This is a genomic window from Acetobacter fallax (genome assembly GCF_011516735.1).
Taxonomy (GTDB): Bacteria; Pseudomonadota; Alphaproteobacteria; order Acetobacterales; family Acetobacteraceae; genus Acetobacter; species Acetobacter fallax.
Window position 1 is genome coordinate 1 of sequence record NZ_WOSX01000130.1, and the last position, 981, is coordinate 981.

2 protein-coding genes are annotated in these 981 nt (G+C 48.7%); both read right to left on the reverse strand.

Annotation, left to right across the window (positions count from 1 at the left end; translation table 11 throughout):
• Positions 1-392 precede the first annotated feature (392 nt).
• Positions 393-656: a hypothetical protein gene (locus GOB85_RS18810; RefSeq protein WP_173578874.1), complete on the reverse strand. Its 264-nt coding sequence runs from the start codon at positions 654-656 to the stop codon at positions 393-395.
• Positions 653-868: a hypothetical protein gene (locus tag GOB85_RS18815; RefSeq protein WP_242011636.1), complete on the reverse strand. Its 216-nt coding sequence runs from the start codon at positions 866-868 to the stop codon at positions 653-655. The genes GOB85_RS18810 and GOB85_RS18815 overlap by 4 nt, the downstream gene beginning before the upstream one ends.
• Positions 869-981: the final 113 nt, after the last annotated feature.

Sequence of the window (981 nt, forward strand, 5' to 3'; positions counted from 1 at the left end):
GCTCTGTGGGACACCGTCGGCGCTCTGCTTCACGCTTTCACTCCCAGCCAATGCGCCAGTTTCTTTACAGCCACAGGATATGAACCAGATTAAAGTGGAAAAGCTCTAGAAAACTATATCGTCAGACGAGAAGAGGAGCAGGATCTTTCCATGACAAGCGCCTATATGTGCAAAACAGATTATGATCATGAACTTAGTGATGCGTCTGATGGAGTAAAACTATACCCGTCTCTGAAATGTCTTCAGTACTATCAACCCTGCGTGGCACAATGCGGAGCCATCAAGGTTGGTGTCGTGTTTCTGAAACAGCTCAGTAGTGAAAATCTAGGCTCAAGACATGTCTGACAAAATCTGGGCGCTGTATGCGACAAAGACAAGAGCTAACGGTGTTGTCACGTTAACTTTTCATGGGTGAAGCGGCTACTGACTTGCGGCTTTCCAGGTGTCAGGGCGGTCGCGATATTCCACTGGGAGAAAGTCTGCAGACGGTGGGTGTGTCGGGAAATGGCGTTGCTGACTGAGGCGGGCGCGACGGACAAGTCCGCTTTCGTGACAAAAGAGAGATGCTCCACTTGCTCGGAACAACTCATAGAGAAGGCTTCCGAACTGATGTCGCGGAGCGCGGTGACCAGCGCAATATTGTACCCGGAACTCATGAACGCTTCTTTTCCTTCTTGGGTTTAAGAAGTTGGAAGCCCTTTCTTAAGGCACTCACTTGGGTAAACCCATTTTTATAACTGAAGATTTTTAACACCTTTCGCCCCTCTTTTGGAGCTTTCAGATTGATGCTGACGATCTCGTTCGAAGGATACTGTTCCGCTTTTTGAACCATAATGATCGCCTTTTCTGGTATTTTTCTTCCTTTCAAGCTAGCAGTCTGTCGGGTTGGGCATTTTGCGGCTGATAACGCCGAGGCTGACCCGGCTTATGCTGTTTGAAGCCGTGCCATTCTTTTGCAGTTGTATGCGAGAGCGACGAGTG

What these genes read in the sequence shown, in the direction of transcription:
- GOB85_RS18810 (WP_173578874.1), bottom strand. Translation starts at nt 656, where the DNA reads ATGAGTTCCGGGTACAATATTGCGCTGGTCACCGCGCTCCGCGACATC.